The 15,818-nt window shown below is 73.3% G+C and carries 9 protein-coding genes; 4 read left to right on the top strand and 5 right to left on the bottom strand.

Features of this window, described 5'->3' with window-relative positions; translation table 11 throughout:
• Positions 1-419 precede the first annotated feature (419 nt).
• Both QSK45_RS26230 and ptsP read left to right on the top strand, forming a co-directional pair.
• A complete protein-coding gene (locus QSK45_RS26230; protein ID WP_285561037.1) occupies positions 420-869 on the top strand; it encodes a PTS sugar transporter subunit IIA in 450 nt (149 codons plus the stop codon).
• A 79-nt stretch (positions 870-948) separates the two neighbouring features.
• The gene (gene ptsP, locus QSK45_RS26225) at positions 949-2,619 is read left to right on the top strand and encodes a phosphoenolpyruvate--protein phosphotransferase (protein ID WP_285561033.1); all 1,671 of its coding nucleotides are present in this window, start codon (positions 949-951) and stop codon (positions 2,617-2,619) included.
• 70 nt (positions 2,620-2,689) lie between these two features.
• On the opposite strand, the gene QSK45_RS26220 is transcribed toward ptsP, so the two are convergent.
• Both QSK45_RS26220 and QSK45_RS26215 read right to left on the bottom strand, forming a co-directional pair.
• Entirely contained in the window at positions 2,690-3,580 is an 891-nt protein-coding gene (locus QSK45_RS26220) for a DUF8829 domain-containing protein (protein WP_285561031.1), read from the bottom strand.
• A gap of 166 nt (positions 3,581-3,746) precedes the next feature.
• Positions 3,747-5,714: an acetoacetate--CoA ligase gene (locus QSK45_RS26215; RefSeq protein WP_285561029.1), complete on the bottom strand. Its 1,968-nt coding sequence runs from the start codon at positions 5,712-5,714 to the stop codon at positions 3,747-3,749.
• Between the two features lie 231 nt (positions 5,715-5,945).
• On the opposite strand from QSK45_RS26215, the gene QSK45_RS26210 reads away from it, so the two are divergent.
• The gene (locus tag QSK45_RS26210; RefSeq protein WP_285561027.1) at positions 5,946-8,294 is read left to right on the top strand and encodes a glycoside hydrolase family 31 protein; all 2,349 of its coding nucleotides are present in this window, start codon (positions 5,946-5,948) and stop codon (positions 8,292-8,294) included.
• A 705-nt stretch (positions 8,295-8,999) separates the two neighbouring features.
• Here QSK45_RS26210 and QSK45_RS26205 read toward each other — a convergent pair.
• Complete coding sequence (locus QSK45_RS26205; RefSeq protein ID WP_285561025.1) at positions 9,000-9,533, bottom strand: NUDIX domain-containing protein; 534 nt, start codon at positions 9,531-9,533, stop codon at positions 9,000-9,002.
• Between the two features lie 270 nt (positions 9,534-9,803).
• On the opposite strand from QSK45_RS26205, the gene QSK45_RS26200 reads away from it, so the two are divergent.
• Positions 9,804-11,450 (top strand): GGDEF domain-containing protein, encoded by a 1,647-nt coding sequence (locus tag QSK45_RS26200; RefSeq protein WP_285561022.1) that lies wholly within the window; start codon positions 9,804-9,806, stop codon positions 11,448-11,450.
• 36 nt (positions 11,451-11,486) lie between these two features.
• Here QSK45_RS26200 and QSK45_RS26195 read toward each other — a convergent pair whose 3' ends face one another.
• Complete coding sequence (locus QSK45_RS26195; RefSeq protein WP_285561020.1) at positions 11,487-12,092, bottom strand: GTP-binding protein; 606 nt, start codon at positions 12,090-12,092, stop codon at positions 11,487-11,489.
• A gap of 3 nt (positions 12,093-12,095) precedes the next feature.
• A complete protein-coding gene (locus tag QSK45_RS26190; protein ID WP_490993620.1) occupies positions 12,096-15,794 on the bottom strand; it encodes a hydantoinase B/oxoprolinase family protein in 3,699 nt (1,232 codons plus the stop codon).
• Positions 15,795-15,818 lie beyond the last annotated feature (24 nt).

The following is a 15,818-nucleotide window of genomic DNA, read 5'->3' as shown; positions in this document are numbered from 1 at the left end:
CATCGGTGATCCGATGGACGGGGTATCAACATATCTGGCGTTGACTTTTGGCACGCTGTTGAGTTCTCAAGGAACGGTCGCTTCCTTTGTACTCACCCTCTCGGGCTTTCCTCCGGGCTTCCCTTCGATGTTTCAAACTCTATCAGGCTTTTTCCGTCTTCCTGACCGCCGTTCTGCGAGCATGCAGAAGGAGATCCAGAGTCAGGACCTGCGAGTTTGGTTTTCTGTCGGGCGAGGACACTTTCGCGTCGCTCCGTCCCGGGCAGGGGTACGACAGTACACGGGTCCCGGAAGGGCATGCAAATCGGTCGGGTTGGTGGTCTAGACCACTAGCTGCTAGCTTTCATCCGGAACCGCCACTTCACATGACATACCCTGCTGCTCAGGCCCGCGAGCAGCTCCACTTCTGGGAGGCTCCCATGACCACCGTGACGTCCCCTCTCGCAGGACGTGCCATCGGACTGGCCGCCGTGCCGGACCCCGTCTTCTCCGGGGCGATGGTCGGCCCCGGCACCGCGATCGATCCGGTGCGTGAGGCCTCCGAGGCCGTGTCGCCCGTGGACGGTGTGATCGTTTCCCTGCACCCGCACGCCTTCGTCGTGGTCGACGACAGCGGGCACGGCGTGCTCACCCACCTCGGCATCGACACGGTGCAGCTCAACGGCGAGGGCTTCGAACTGCTCGTCAGCAAGGGTGACACCGTGAAGCGCGGACAGGCGGTCGTGCGCTGGAACCCCGCGGCCGTCGAGAAGGCCGGCAAGTCGCCGGTGTGCCCCGTCGTCGCCTTGGAAGCGACGGCCGACGCCCTCTCCGGCCTCCGCGAGAGCGGTGACGTGACGGCCGGCGCGGACCTCTTCTCCTGGAACTGACGGCAGTGCCGTCATGAGGACGGCGTACAGGACGACCCACCGCGGCGGGGGCCCGCCGCACTATCCGGAGACGGGTGAGATGGAGACAACGCTGCGAGGCGTCGGTGTGAGCCATGGCGTGGCGATCGGCGAGGTCCGGCACATGGGCACGGCGGTCCTGGAGCCGCCGGCGAAGCAGATCCCCGCGCAGGAGGCGGAGCGCGAGCAGGGCCGCGCCCGCCAGGCGGTCGGCGCCGTGGCCGCCGATCTGATGGCGCGCGGCAACCTGGCCGGCGGTGAGGCCCAGGCGGTGCTCGAGGCGCAGGCCATGATGGCCCAGGACCCCGAGTTGATGGCGGACGTGGACCGGCGGATCGCCGTCGGCAGCACGGCCGAGCGCGCGGTGTACGACGCTTTCGCCGCGTACCGGGAGCTGCTGGCCGGAGCCGGTGAGTATCTGGCCGGCCGGGTGGCCGACCTCGACGACGTGCGGAACCGCATCGTCGCCCGGCTGCTGGGCGTGCCCATGCCGGGTGTGCCGGACAGCGACCACCCCTATGTACTGGTGGCGCGTGACCTGGCGCCGGCCGACACCGCGCTGCTCGACCCCTCTCTGGTGCTCGGGTTCGTGACCGAGGAGGGCGGTCCCACCAGTCACAGCGCGATCCTCGCGCGGGCGCTGGGTGTGCCGGCCGTGGTGGCGCTGCCGGGCGCGGTCGAACTGGCCGAGGGCACGGTGGTCGCGGTGGACGGCAGCACCGGTGAGGTGTTCGTACACCCGAGCGAGGAGAAGAAGGAGCGGCTGACGGCACAGGCCGCCGAGCGCCGGGCCGCGCTGGCCGCCTCGACCGGTCCCGGCGCGACGGCGGACGGGCACAAGGTGCCGCTGCTGGCCAACGTGGGCGGTCCCGCGGACGTGCCGGCGGCGGTGGCGGCCGGTGCCGAGGGCGTCGGGCTCTTCCGTACGGAGTTCCTGTTCCTGGACGACAGTGAGAACGCTCCTTCCGAGGAGAAGCAGGTCGCGGCCTACCGGCAGGTGCTGGAGGCGTTCCCCGAGGGCCGGGTGGTCGTACGGGTGCTGGACGCGGGCGCGGACAAGCCGCTGGCCTTCCTGACCCCGGCGGACGAGCCGAACCCCGCGCTGGGCGTGCGGGGGCTGCGGACGCTGCTGGACCATCCCGATGTCCTGCTCACCCAGCTGACCGCGCTGGCGAAGGCCGCCGAAGGACTGCCCGTCTACCTGGAGGTGATGGCGCCCATGGTGGCGGACCGCACGGACGCGCGGGCGTTCGCGGACGCGTGCCGTGCGGCGGGCCTGCGGGCGAAGTTCGGGGCCATGGTGGAGATCCCGTCGGCGGCGCTGCGGGCGCGGTCGATCCTTCAGGAGGTCGAGTTCCTGTCGCTCGGGACCAATGACCTCGCGCAGTACACGTTCGCGGCGGACCGGCAGGTGGGGGCGGTGTCGCGGTTGCAGGACCCCTGGCAGCCCGCGCTCCTCGACCTGGTCGCGCTGTCCGCGGAAGCGGCCCGTGCCGAGGGCAAGAGCTGCGGGGTGTGCGGTGAGGCGGCGTCCGATCCGCTGCTGGCCTGTGTGCTGACCGGTCTGGGGGTCACCTCCTTGTCGATGGGTGCGGCGTCGCTTCCCTATGTGCGGGCGACGCTGGCGAAGTTCACGCTGGCGCAGTGCGAGCGGGCCGCGGCGGCGGCGCGCGCGGCGGACAGCGCCGAGGAGGCGCGGGCAGCGGCTCGGGGTGTGCTGTCCGGCGAGTAGCCGCGCGGCCGGGTGCGCGGGGGCGTCCCGCCTTCGGGTGGGGCGCCCCCGTCGCGTGCCGGTGGGCCGGTCAGTGGCGGTGGTCGTCCGCCCCGCTCCTCTCCCCCAGGTCCGGTGGTGCGCAGTAGTCGACGCCCGGTTCCGGGGCGATGAGGTCGCCGGACTCGGCGTCGGTGCAGTAGGCGTCGAAGACCTCGGCCGCGGTGAGCGGTTCGAGGGCGCCGGCGCGCAGCCGCCAGCCGTGGACGCGGTCCGCGGCGCCGGGCGCGCCGGCGCGCAGGACGAGCCCACCGGGGCTGCGGGTGGCGAGGCCCAGGGCGAGGACGCTGGTGAATTCCAGGGCCTCGGCCTCGTCCAGGCGGGTGGCGCCGTGCGCGTCCTCGTCGCCGTGGAGGACGGAGACCAGGGTTTCCGGTGGCCCCAGGACGGTGCACACCAGGTGCCGGTCGCCGGGTGGCGCGGTGTCGAGGATGCGGACCAGGAGGTCGGAGGCGCGGGTGAAGGCGGCCCGGCCGATGTCCTCGCCACAGGTGGGGCAGGGGCCGAGGCGGGTCAGGAGCGTGGTGGCGTACTCCCAGGTGGCCCGGCGTACGGCCTCGTCCACCAGGGTCGGCACGAGGGCGGCGAGCGGGCGGCCGTCGTAGGGGACGGTGGGTCCGGTGGCGGCGAGTTCCGCGGTGAACCTGGTCCGGGTCGCGGGGAGGTCCGGGTCCAGGCCGGTCTCGGCGCAGTACACGGCGTAGTCCTCGGGATCGAACAGGGCGAGAGTGGTGTGGCCTCCGTACGCGGCGCGTTTCTCGAGGACGGCCTCGACCTGCCGGAGGTAGGTGGCGTGGTCGTCGAAGGTGAAGCTGCGGTAGCGCCGCATGGCGCGGAAGTCGTGTTCGTCGGCGAGCAGGCCGATGGTGCCGGCGATCTCGCGGCGCAGGACGCTGCGCATGGTCCGGTCGGTGTGCGCCATGTTTCCCCCATGTGTGCGCGGTCGATCAGTGCTCACTCACCGTAGTCGGAGGCACTGACAACGGCCCGGTGTGAGGCCGATGACCTGCGGCTTTCATGACGCATGAGGCGGCCCCGGACTCCGCTGCCGTGCGCGGTGGTCCGGGGCCGGTCGTACGGGCGGGGCGTCAGCCGCGCTTGCGGGCCAGCTCCTCGTAGAAGGCGAGCAGCGTGAGGTCGTCGATGGAGCCGGGGTTGACCGCCTTCTCCAGCGGGGTGCCCTGGAGCAGGCGCTTGACGGGGACCTCGATGCGCTTGCCGGTGAGCGTGTGCGGCACGCCGGGCACCTCGATGATCTCGTCGGGGATGTGCCGCGGCGAGAGCTGTTCGCGGATGGACCGCTTGACCTTGTCGAGGAGCGCGTCGTCCAGGGTGGCGCCCGGGGCGAGGTGCACGAACAGCGGCATCCAGTAGCCGCCGTCGGGCTGTTCGATGCCGATGACCAGGGATTCCCTGATCTCGGGCAGTCGCTCCACCACCTCGTAGATGTCGGCGGAGCCCATGCGGACGCCCTGCCGGTTGAGGGTCGAGTCGGAGCGGCCGTGGATGATCACGGTGCCGCGCCCGGTGAGGGTGATCCAGTCGCCGTGGCGCCAGACGCCGGGGTAGGTGTCGAAGTAGCTGTCGTGGTACCGGCTGCCGTCGGGGTCGTTCCAGAAGCGGATCGGCATGGAGGGCATGGGCTGGGTGACGACGAGTTCGCCCACCTCGTCCACGAGGGGCCTGCCATCGGGGTCCCATGCCTGGAGGTCGGTGCCGAGGGCGGCGGCCTGGAGCTCGCCGGTGTACACGGGCAGGGTCGGCACGCCGCCCGCGAAGCAGGAGCACACGTCGGTGCCACCGCTGACGGAGGCGATCCACAGGTCCTCGCGGACCTCGTCGTGCAGCCAGCGGAAGCCGTCGGGCGGCAGCGGGGAGCCGGTGGTGGCGACGCACTTGACGCGCGAGACGTCGTAGTCGCGGGCCGGGTGGACGCCGGCCTTGCGGCAGGCCATGACGTAGGCGGCGGAGGTGCCGTAGAGGGTGGCGCCGGTGCGTTCGGCGACGTTCCACTGGGCACCGGTGTCGGGGTATCCGGGGCTGCCGTCGTACAGGACGACCGTCGTGCCCGTGAGCAGGCCGGAGACGAGGAAGTTCCACATCATCCAGCCGGTCGAGGTGTACCAGAAGAAGCGGTCCTCGGGGCCGAGGTCGCAGTGCAGGCCCAGTTGCTTGAGGTGTTCGACCAGGATGCCGCCCTGGGACTGGACGATGGCCTTGGGCAGGCCGGTCGTGCCGGAGGAGTAGAGCACCCACAGCGGGTGGTCGAACGGAACCTGTTCGAAGACGGGCTCGGTGTCGCCGGCGGTCAGGGCGGACCATTCGAGGGTGCCCTCGGGCGCCTCGGTGCCGAGCAGCGGGATGTGCACGACGGCCCGCAGGGTGGGCAGTTCGCGGCGCAGTTCGGCGACGGTGTCGCGGCGGTCGTGCTCCTTGCCGCCGTAGCGGTAGCCGTCGACGGTGAACAGGACGACGGGTTCGACCTGCTGGAAGCGGTCGAGGACGCTGCGGGCGCCGAAGTCGGGGGCGCAGGAGGTCCACACGGCGCCGACGGCGGCGGTGGCGAGGAGGGCGACGACGGCCTGGGGGATGTTGGGCAGGTAGCCGCTGACGCGGTCGCCGGGGCGGACGCCGAGGGCGCGCAGTTCGGCGGCCAGCGAGCCGACCTGGCGGCGCAGGTCGGCCCAGGTCACGGGCTGCGGTTCGTGGGTCTCGTCCACGTGCAGCAGGGCGGGCTGGTCGGGGCGGTCCGCGGCGGCGCGCAGGGCGTGCTCGGCGTAGTTGAGGGTGGCTCCGGGGAACCACCGGGCGCCGGGCATGGCACGGTCGCCGAGCACCTGCGTGAAGGGCGTGGAGAAGCGGACGTCGAACCACTCGACGACGGCCTTCCAGAAGGTGTCCAGGTGGTCGACGGACCAGCGGTGCAGCGCGGCGTAGCCGCCGTCGGCCGGGGCCCCGTGGTGGGCGGCGGCCCATGCCTGGAACGCGGTGATGCGTGCCTGGGCGATCCGCTCCGGATCGGGCTGCCAGAGCGGCTGGGGGTTCGCGGTCGACATGGGGCGGCTCCCGGACTCTACGCGTCGTGTGCGTCGGTCCGCGCACGGCTGGGGTGTGCGCGTGACGCGGCTGACAGGGACGATGCCACGTGATCGACTTCCGCACCAGGGTGAGCTTCGTATCATCCGCCTGGTGAGGCGGCGGGTTCGGTGAAACGGCGGGTCCCGGCGGAGGTGAACGGAAATTGAACGGCACGCGCGCACGGGGCGCTCGGTGGCAGGGTGAGCAGCATGGACGGTCGTGACCTGGTGCGTTCGGTGCGTGTGATCGGTTCGGGACGGGCGGCTCGGGGGGTGCGGGCGGCGTGGCGCAGACGGCGGATCGACGCCGCCGCGCTGCCGCGGCGGGGTGCGGAGCGGGCGCGGGTTCCGGGGCGGGTGGAGAGTGTGGAGCCGGGGCCCGGGGGTGGGGTGATCCGGTTCGGCCGGTCGGAGCTGCGGGTCACCGTCGCCGTGAACGGCGCGGTGTTCTGGGGCTGGGACGGGGCGGCACCGCAGCCGTCGTACGCGCTGGCGCGGAACTGTCCCGAGCCGGATCCGCGGGCGGTGCTGGAGCCCGACAAGGACGGCGGCTGGCGGGTGGTGGCCGAGCGGGTGACGGTCGTCGTCTCGCGGCTCGGCGCGGTGGAGGTGTGCACGCCGGGCGGCGTGGTGCTGCGCCGGGAGCTGCCGCCGCGCTGGTGGGAACCGGTCGACGGGGGTGCGGCGCGGTGGATGCAGCGCTCGGAGGTGGCGGCGGACGCCCGGTTCTTCGGGCTCGGCGGGCGCGCGTCCGGGCCCCGGCTGCGGGACGGGTCGTACCGGCTGTGGAACACCGATCCGGGCGGTTCGTTCGAACCCGGTGACGATCCGCTGTACCTGACGATGCCGGTGCAGCTGGTGGTGGCGGACGCGGGGACGCATCTGGTGTTCCACGACACCACGTGGGACGGCACGGTGCTGCTGCGCGAGGGCGAGGAGGGCGCGGGGTCCGGGCACGACCGGGCGGGGCGCTGCGAGCTGCGGATGGACGGCGGTCCGCTGCGCTGCTGGGTGATGGTGGGCCCGCCGTCGCGGGTGCTGCACACCTGGGCCTCGCTGACCGGCGCGCCGGCGCTGCCGCCGGCCTGGGCGCTCGGTCACCATCACGCGCGCTGGGGGTTCGGCAGCGAGCAGGAGGTGCGCCGGATCGTCTCGGGCTACCAGGAGCGGGGGCTGCCCCTGGACGCCGTCCATCTGGACATCGACCACTACGACGACCACCAGGTGTTCACCGTCGACCAGGAGCGGTTCCCGAAGCTGCCGGTACTCGCGGAGGAACTGCGCCGGGACGGGATCCGGCTGGTGTCGATCGTCGATCCGGCCGTGAAGGTGGCGCCGGGCAACGCGGTGTACGAGGGCGGCACGGCGGTGGACGCGTTCGTGCGGGATCCTTCGGGGCGGCCGGTGCGCGGGGTGGTGTGGGCGGGCGAGTCCGTCTATCCGGACTTCACGCATCCGCGGGTGCGCGACTGGTGGGGCGGGCTGTACGAGGAGCGCCTCGCGCAGGGCTTCGCCGGGTTCTGGCACGACATGAACGAGCCGGTGTCCTTCAACGCCTTCGGTGAGACCACGCTGCCCCGCTCGGCCCGGCACGCCCTGGAGGGGCGCGGCGGGGACCACCGCGAGGCGCACAACGTGTACGGGCTGTGCATGGCGCGCGCGGGCTACGAGGGCCTGCGCGAACTGGTGCCCCACGAGCGGCCGTTCCTGTTCACGCGGTCGGGCTGGGCGGGGATGCAGCGTTACGGCGGCACGTGGTCGGGCGATGTGGCGACGGGCTGGCCGGGGCTCCGGGCGTCTCTGTCACTGGTGCTGGGGCTCGGCCTGTGCGGGGTGCCGTACTCGGGTCCCGACGTGGGCGGCTTCGACGGCAGCCCGTCGCCGGAGCTGTATCTGCGCTGGTTCCAGCTGGGCGCGTACCTGCCGCTGTTCCGCACCCACGCGAGCCTGCGGGCGGGGCGCCGTGAGCCGTGGGAGTTCGGGCCCGAGGTGCTGGAGCACGCGCGCGCCGCGCTGCTCGAACGCCGGCGGCTGCTGCCGTACTTCGTGACGCTTTCCCATCTGGCCCGGCGCACCGGCGCGCCCTATGTGCGCCCGGTGTGGTGGAGCGCGCCGGAGGACCGGGCCCTGCGTGACTGCGAGGACGCGTTCCTGCTGGGCGACAGCCTGCTGGTGGCGCCCGTGCTGGAGCCGGGCGCGGAGCGGCGCGTGGTGCGGTTGCCCCGGGGGCGGTGGTACGACACGGCGACGGAGCGGGTGTACGAGGGCCCCGGGTCGGTTGTCGTGGACGCGCCGCTGTCCCGGATACCCGTGTTCGCGCGGGCGGGCGCGGTCTTGCCGGTGCGCGGCGACGACGGGCTCGAACTGGAGGTGTGGGCACCGGCGCCCGGCCGGACCGGGGGCGGCCTGGTGGTGCCGGACGCGGGCGACGGCTGGGACGAACCGGGGCTCGAACGGTATGTGGCCCGCCGACAGGGCGGGAACGTGGTGGTCACTCGGGAAGGAGAGGACGGCACGGGCGAGCCTGGCCGGCCGGTACGGGTGCGGGGGCTCGGGTGAGCCGGCGTGGGGTGTGAAGGTGCCGGGGGCTCGGGGGTGGGTGCGGGGGGGCTTGGACGGGGAGGCTGGGCGGTGAAGTGCCGGGGCTCGGCGGGACGGGTGCGGGTGCCCGAGTGAGCCGGACGGTCCGAAGGCGCGGGTGAGTCGGAGGGGCCGAAGGCGCGGGTGAGTCGGAGGCGTCCGAGGGATCCGGGGAGCCTGTCAGGCGGGGGACCGGGCGCGGACAGCGGTCAGGACGGGGCACGCACGGATGGCCCGGTGCCGCCAGGTGTGCCCAGACACCCGAGGCCGGACCTCAGCAGACAAGAACGCCGGACACGCGCAAGGGCGAACCAACCGAGAGCGGACGGTGGACGGAACCGGCGCGCGCAGACGCCCACCCGCGCCCGCGACGAACCGGACACCCCGGCAACCACAGCCCGGCACACCCGGAAAGCGCACAAGCCACACCGCACAGCAGCCGGGACCAGGCACGCCCGGACGCCGGTGAGCCGCACACCCCCGGACATCCGGCTCCCGTCGGACATGCCCAGCGGGCAAGTGAGCCGGGTATGCGCGGGTCGGCGGGGCGAGTGCCGGCAGGGGTCGGGGCCGCCGGTGCACACGGCCCGGTCGGCCGGACGGCCGGCGACGCCCGGGTGCGGCCGGGCGCGCGAGGCGGTCGGGTAAGCCCGGCGCGTACGGGCGCCCGCTCGGTCCGGTGGGTCAGTAACGGCCCTCGAACCAGGCCCGTACGGCGACGCTGTGCAGCGGGAAGGCGAGGTCCTCGGGGCGGCGCAGCAGGTGCCAGCCCTCGGTCTCGGACGTGGGGCCGGAGGGGGGAAGGACGTCGGCGGGGCGTTCGGGCAGCAGGCCGAAGAGGAGCAGATGGCCGTCGGGGGAGCTCATGGCGTCGACGAGGCGCACGTCGCGGGCGGCCGCGTCGATGCCGGTCTCCTCCTTGAGTTCGCGGACGACGGCCTGCTTCCAGTCCTCGCGGTCGTCGACGTAGCCGCCGGGCAGGGCGATGCCGCCGTGGGCGGGGGCGACGGTTCGGGTGATGACGACCAGGGCGGTGCCCTCGGTGTCGTACACGGGCTGGAGCGCGATCGCCACGGGCAGTGGATTGCGGTAGGCGACGGTGCCGCAGGACGGACAGGTGCGCGGCCAGCCGGTGACGCCCTCTCCATAGGGCACCCCGCAGGCGGAACAGTGCGATCCCGGCGCGGAGTTGGCGGTTGATTGCTGATTTTCGGACACGCGCGGACTGTATCCGATCACAGGAGGGACGTCTTCCGTAAGTGATGTTGTCCGGAACCGGCACGGTCTGCCCCCTTCCCGTCGACCGCGACACGCTTCTGACGTCATGTCAGATCCGCCGGGCGGGGAGGCCATGGGTACCGGTCCGGGCCGTCGCAGGGGGACAGGGGACAGCTTGGCGACCGCCACGCTGTGTGATCGACCGGGAATCCTGTGTGAACGTCTCATGAACTGACCCTGGGCGCACGCGCGCGGCGCCATCATGCTCCCGTGCACTCCTGGACGGACACTCTCCGCTTCGCCTTCCAGCCGCTGGTCAACCTGAGGACGGGCGCGGTCGCCGCACTGGAGGCACTCGCCCGGCCGGAGAGCGGCGACATCCTGGCCGAGGCCCGCCGTGACCCCGAACTCGACGGCGCGCTGACCGTGTGGGCGCTCCGTGCGGCCATGCGCAGGGAGCGGTTGCTGCCGCTGCACGTGAACGTGTTCGCGGCCACGCTCGCGGACCTCGGCGGCCTCACCCCGCTGCACGACGCGGTGCGGGCGGCGGGGCGGGGGTCCTGGGAGGTGACCCTGGACGTCGTACCGCCCTATACGCATGTGCCGCAACGGGCGCTCCTGGAGGCGGTGGCCGCGCTGCGGGAGCAGGGGTTCCGGATCAGCGCGGACGGGGTCGGGGACGGCGATGTGCCGCTGCGGCTGCTCACCGACCTCCGCCCCGATCTGGTCAAGCTGGACGCCTCCCTGCTGGACCGGCCGGCGGCGGTACGGGCGATGCGCACGCTGTGCGACGAACTGGCCGCCCTCGTCGCCGTGGAGGGGGTGGAGACCGAGAGGCAGTACGCGGCGGCGGTGTCGGCGGGGGCCCAGTGGGCGCAGGGCGAACTGTTCGCGCCGCCTGCCCGGATCCCCGCGGCGGACGTCTATGTGCCGCCCTTCTCCCCCGCCGCCCCGGCGGTGCCGAGGACCGGGCCGTCGGTGCGGGAGTTCGTGCGCCCGGCCGCCGTGCTGCCGTCGACGGCGTCGGCCGGGCAGGTGCGGGCGCTGCTGACCGGCTCGCCGGACGTCTCCGGGGTGCTCCTGGTGGACCAGGCGGGCCGGCCCGTGCGCTCGGTGCACCGCTCGCGGTTCCTGCTGTCGATGTCCGGGCGCTACGGGCACGCCCTGTACGCCGACCGGCCCGCCGCGAGACTCGGGGACGCGCCGCGCACGGTGGGGGCGGACGCCACCGCCTGGGAGGTGCTGGACGTGGTGGCGATCGGCGGCCGGGACCGGACCAGCGACGACGTGGCGGTGGTCGACGCGCACGGGCGGTGCGTGGGCGTCGTACGGCTCGCGGACCTGGTGCGGGCACTGGCCGAGAGCCGGGTGGAGGAGGCGGCCGGGCTCAATCCGCTGACCAGGCTGCCCGGTTCGGACGCGATCACCGGCGAGGTGGACCGGCGGATCGCGGACGGGCGGCCGTTCGCGCTGAGCTGGCTGGACATCGACCACTTCAAGAAGGTGAACGACGGTGCCGGGTTCGCCGCGGGCGACGAGCTGATCCGCTCGGTGGGACGGGCGCTGACGCAGGCGGTCGCCGGGCAGGCGCGGGTGGGGCACATCGGCGGGGACGACTTCCTGGTGCTGGCCGACGAGGAGGTGCTCGGGCCGCTGGCCGCGGCCGTGCTCGACGCGCCCTGGTCGGCGGGCGGGCTGCCGGTCACGCTGTCGCTGGCGACCGTGGTGTGCGGGCCGGGCAGTGTGCACGACCACCGCCAGGCGGCCGCCCGGCTGGCGCCGCTGAAGCAGGCCGCCAAGGCCCTCGGCGGGGCGAGCTGGGTGCTCGGACGCGCGGGGCTGGCCGGACACGAGGTACGGCGCGGCGGCGCGGCGGGGGCGCAGGTGGGGCGGGCGGCCGTCGAGCGGGGCTGGTGAGGGCACCGCTCGGGCACGCTCGACCCGTCCCGCCGTTCAGCCGGCGACCGGCCGGCGGCGTGCGGCCGAGTAGCGCATGGCGTGCTGGATGAGGTCGATGAGTACGCCCTTGGCCGACTCCCGGTCGCGGGCGTCGCAGAGCACCACGGGCACCCCGGGGTCCAGGTCGAGCGCCTGGCGCACCGACTCGGAGGGGTAACGGGCGGCCCCCTCGAAGCAGTTGACGGCGACCAGGAAGGGTATGGAGCGCCGTTCGAAGTAGTCGACGGCGGCGAAGCAGTCCTCCAGGCGGCGGGTGTCGGCGAGCACGACGGCGCCGAGCGCGCCCTCGGACAGCTCGTCCCACATGAACCAGAACCGCTCCTGTCCGGGCGTGCCGAAGAGATACAGCACCAGGTCCTCGCGCAGGGTGATCCGGCCGAAGTCCATGGCCACGGTGGTGGTCCTCTTGGCCTCCACCCCGGTGGTGTCGTCGACGGGGCGTCCGGCCTCGGTGAGCTGCTCCTCGGTGCGCAGCGGCCGGATCTCGCTGATCGCGCCGACCAGGGTGGTCTTGCCCACGCCGAAGCCGCCCGCCACCAGGATCTTGAGCGTGACGGGCTCGACCGGGGAATCGCCGTGCTCAGAACGCCCGAGGACCATCGTTCACTTCTCCTGCTTGCTGGGTTCGGGCGACGGGCGGCCGTAGCCGCCGCCACCGGGGGTTTCGATGACGAGTACGTCGCCGGGGCCGACCTCGGTGGAACCGCTGCCGCCGAGATCGGTGACGCCGCCGCCGGTCCGCTCGACCCGGTTGGCGCCGAGCGCGCCGGGCTCGCCGCCCGCCATGCCGTACGGGGGCACGCGGCGGTGCTGGGAGAGGGTGGAGACGGTCATGGGCTCCAGGAACCGGATGCGGCGCACGGCGCCGTCACCGCCGTGCCAGGTGCCGGCGCCGCCGCTGCCGCGCCGGACGGCGAACTCCTCCAGGCGGACGGGCAGCCGCCACTCCAGGATCTCGGGGTCGGTGAGCCGGGAGTTGGTCATGTGGGTCTGCACGACGTCGGCGCCGGGGAAGCCGTCGCCCGCTCCGGAGCCGGAGGCGACGGTCTCGTAGTACTGGTGGCGTTCGTTGCCGAAGGTGACGTTGTTCATCGTGCCGGAGCCCTCGGCCTGCACGCCGAGCGCGGCGTACAGGGCGCCGGTGATGGCCTGGGAGGTCTCCACGTTGCCGGCGACGACGGCGGCCGGCGGCCTCGGGGCGAGCAGGCAGCCGGGCGGTACGACGATGTCCAGGGGGCGCAGGCAGCCGTCGTTGAGCGGGATGTCGTCGGCGACCAGGGTGCGGAAGACGTACAGGACGGCCGCGTTGACGACGGCGAAGGGGGCGTTGAAGTTGGTCGGCAGCTGGGCGGAGGTGCCGGTGAAGTCGATGGTGGCGCGGCGTTCGGCCCGGTCGACGCGGACCCGGACGCGGATGACGGCGCCGGAGTCGGTCTCGTAGGCGTACGCGCCGTCGTCCAGGGCGTCGATGACGCGGCGGACGGCTTCCTCCGCGTTGTCCTGGACGTGCCGCATGTAGGCCTGTACGACGTCGAGGCCGAACTCGCCGATCATGCGGCGGACCTCGTCGACGCCCTTCTGGTTGGCGGCGATCTGGGCGCGCAGGTCGGCGAGGTTGGTGCGGGGGTTGCGGGAGGGGTGGGGGGCCTCGGTGAGCAGGCGCCGGGTCTCCTCCTCGCGGAAGCGGCCGCCCTCGGCGAGCAGCCAGTTGTCGAAGAGGACGCCCTCCTCCTCGATGGTGCGGCTGTGAGCGGGCATGGAGCCGGGGGCGATGCCGCCGATCTCGGCGTGGTGGCCCCGTGAGGCGACGTAGAAGAGGAGCCTGGGGCCGCTTCCCGTGTCCGCCGGGGTGTCGGTGTCGAACACCGGGGTGATCACGGTGACGTCGGGCAGATGGGTGCCGCCGTGGTACGGGTCGTTGACGGCATAGGTGTCGCCCGGCCGCATCGAGGTTCCGCGGCGGCGGACGACCTCCTTGACGCTGGTGCCCATGGAGCCGAGGTGGACGGGGATGTGGGGGGCGTTGGCCACCAGGTTGCCGTCCGGGTCGAACAGCGCGCAGGAGAAGTCCAGGCGTTCCTTGATGTTGACGGACTGGGCGGTGGACTCCAGCCGGGCGCCCATCTGTTCGGCGATCGACATGAAGAGGTTGTTGAAGACCTCCAGAAGGACCGGATCGGATTCCGTGCCCGCGCGGGAACTCTCCGTGACCGCCGTGCGTTCCATGAGCAGATGCCCGTCGTCGGTGGCCGCGGCCCGCCAGCCCTGGTCCACGACGGTGGTCGCACTGGCCTCGGTGATGATCGCGGGGCCGGTGACGGTCTCGCCGGGAGGAAGGGCCTCGCGGCGGTGCAGGGGTACGTCGCGCCAGGAGCCGCCGGTGTGCAGGCGGACGGTCTCGGGTGCGGCGGGCCGTCCCTCGTACGGGGCGAGGGCGGTCAGATCGGGGGGCTCGGTGACGCCGGTGGCTTCGACGGAGAGGGCTTCCACGACGACCGGGCGGTCGAGGGTGAAGGAGTAGGTGGCGCGGTGACGCTCCTCGAAGGCACCCCGCATCGTCTCGGGTTCGGCCAGTTCGACGGTGAGGGCCGTGTCGGTGCCGTCGTAGCGGAGCTGGGCGCGGTGGGTCACCCGGATGCGGTCCTCGGGGACGTCCTCGGCGACGAGTTCGGCGCGCGCCGCGGCCTCCAGGCCGGCGGCCGCCTCGCGGATGCCGGGCATGGCGGCCTGTTCCAGAGGGGCCTCGACGGACTGTTCGCGCATGGCGGTGGTGTCCGCGAGGCCGATGCCGAGCGCGGAGAGGACCCCGGCCATGGGGGGCACGAGGACGGTGCGGATGCCGAGCGACTCGGCGACCCGGCACGCGTGCTGGCCGCCCGCGCCGCCGAAGGTGGTCAGGACGTAGCGGGTGACGTCGTGGCCCTTCTGGACGGAGATCCGCTTGATCGCGTTGGCGATGTTGGCGACGGCGATGCGCAGATAGCCCTCGGCCACCTGCTCGGGGGTGCGCTGGTCGCCGGTGGCCCGGTGGATCTCGCGGGCGAGGTCGGTGAACCGGTCACGGACGAGGGCCGCGTCCAGGGGCCGGTCGCCGCCAGGCCCGAACACGGCCGGGAAGTGGGCGGGTTGGATCCGCCCGAGCATCACGTTGGCGTCGGTGACGGTGAGCGGGCCGCCGGCCCGGTAACAGGCGGGCCCGGGGTCGGCGCCGGCCGAGTCGGGGCCGACCCGGTAGCGGGAGCCGTCGAAGTGGAGCACGGAGCCGCCACCCGCGGCCACGGTGTGGATGTCGAGCATCGGCGCGCGCAGCCGCACGCCCGCGACCTGGGTGTCGAAGACCCGCTCGTACGCGCCGGCGAAGTGCGAGACGTCGGTGGAGGTGCCGCCCATGTCGAAGCCGATGACCCGGTCGAAGCCCGCGCGCTGGGACATGCGGGCCATGCCGACGATGCCGCCGGCCGGCCCGGACAGGATGGCGTCCTTGCCGCGGAACTGTCCGGCCTCCGTGAGCCCGCCGTTGGACTGCATGAACATCAGCCGTACGCCGCGCAGTTCGTCGGCGACATGGCGGACGTAGCGGTGCAGCACCGGCGACAGGTAGGCGTCGGCCACGGCGGTGTCGCCGCGCGGGACCAGCTTCATCAGCGGGCTGACCTCGCTGGACAGCGAGATCTGCGGGAAGCCGGTGCGGGCGGCGAGTTCGCCGATGGCCCGCTCGTGGGCGGGGTGGAGGTGGCTGTGCAGGCAGACGACGGCGACGGCGCGGATCCCGTCGTCGTACGCCTCCTGGAGCCGCGGCGCGAGCGCGTCCAGGTCGGGGGCGCGCAGCACCGTGCCGTCGGCGGCGATGCGTTCGTCGGCCTCGACCACCCGCTCGTAGAGCAGTTCGGGCAGGTCGATGCGGCGGGCGAAGATGCGGGGCCGGTTCTGGTAGGCGATGCGCAGGGCGTCGCGGAAGCCGCGGGTGATGACGAGGAGGGTAGGTTCGCCGGTGCGTTCCAGGAGCGCGTTGGTGGCGACGGTGGTGCCCATCCGGACGGCCTCGACGGGCTCCGGGGAGTCGCCGAGGAGGGCGCGGATGCCGGTGACTGCGGCGTCGGTGGCGTCCGCGGTGGGGGCGTCCGCCTGGGCGGCGGGGCGGTTGCCGCCCGTGCCGGACCCGCCGTCGGGGCCGGACCCGGGCTGCGGGCGGGCCGGGTTGTCGGAGAGCACCTTGTGCGTGAGCAGGCGGCCGTCCGGGCGACGCGCGACGATGTCGGTGAAGGTGCCGCCTCGGTCGACCCAGAACTGCCAGCCTGTCACGTCAGTACTCCGCTTCCACGCCGG

It is taken from the genome of Streptomyces hygroscopicus subsp. hygroscopicus (genome assembly GCF_030269125.1).
Classification (GTDB): Bacteria; Actinomycetota; Actinomycetes; order Streptomycetales; family Streptomycetaceae; genus Streptomyces; species Streptomyces hygroscopicus_C.
This window is presented reverse-complemented; position numbering and strand designations above follow the sequence as displayed.

Coding starts and splice junctions, on each gene's coding strand:
- QSK45_RS26215 (WP_285561029.1), bottom strand. CDS start 5,714: ATGTCGACCGCGAACCCCCAGCCGCTCTGGCAGCCCGATCCGGAGCGG.
- ptsP (WP_285561033.1), top strand. CDS start 949: ATGGAGACAACGCTGCGAGGCGTCGGTGTGAGCCATGGCGTGGCGATC.
- QSK45_RS26220 (WP_285561031.1), bottom strand. CDS start 3,580: ATGGCGCACACCGACCGGACCATGCGCAGCGTCCTGCGCCGCGAGATC.
- QSK45_RS26210 (WP_285561027.1), top strand. CDS start 5,946: ATGGACGGTCGTGACCTGGTGCGTTCGGTGCGTGTGATCGGTTCGGGA.
- QSK45_RS26230 (WP_285561037.1), top strand. CDS start 420: ATGACCACCGTGACGTCCCCTCTCGCAGGACGTGCCATCGGACTGGCC.
- QSK45_RS26195 (WP_285561020.1), bottom strand. CDS start 12,092: ATGGTCCTCGGGCGTTCTGAGCACGGCGATTCCCCGGTCGAGCCCGTC.